This is a genomic window from Cobetia sp. MC34, assembly GCF_018340035.1.
Lineage (GTDB): Bacteria > Pseudomonadota > Gammaproteobacteria > Pseudomonadales > Halomonadaceae > Cobetia > Cobetia amphilecti.
Window position 1 is genome coordinate 1 of sequence record NZ_JADPPY010000113.1, and the last position, 417, is coordinate 417.

Sequence of the window (417 nt, forward strand, 5' to 3'; positions counted from 1 at the left end):
AGCTTGGTCACCACGGCTTGCCGGCGCTCCTCGGAGTAACGAGGCATGAGTGTCTCCTTTCGCCCCCTTGTCGGTTTATAAGAACAGGATATCAGAGGGTGCGACACTCATCCTGACACTGGGGGCAGGTAATTCAGCGCAATATGCCGGACCCTGGCGAGGTTTTCCGCCGCCTGTCCGCGGTGGATTTTGCAGGCATCTTCACGAAGCGCCACATCCAAAGACCAGTGGAGCTTGGCCTCAATATGCCAGTGCTGCCGAGCTGCTTCGGCGAGCTTCTTGGCGGTCAGCTCGGCTGAACTAATGTAGTAGCGGATCATCGGCTCTTCAGGAGCCTCATCGCCCTCTTGGCGAAAACTCATCACCACCCCTACCGTTTTCAAGCCCGGCCATTCGTAGCTAAGCTCTTGAAACTCT

Annotated in this window: 1 protein-coding gene; it reads right to left on the reverse strand. The window is 56.8% G+C overall.

Annotation, left to right across the window (positions count from 1 at the left end; genetic code table 11):
• Positions 1-107: 107 nt before the first annotated feature.
• Positions 108-417 (reverse strand): ISAs1 family transposase (locus tag IZU87_RS17400; protein ID WP_213115381.1); only part of this gene is annotated, 310 nt, incomplete at its 5' end.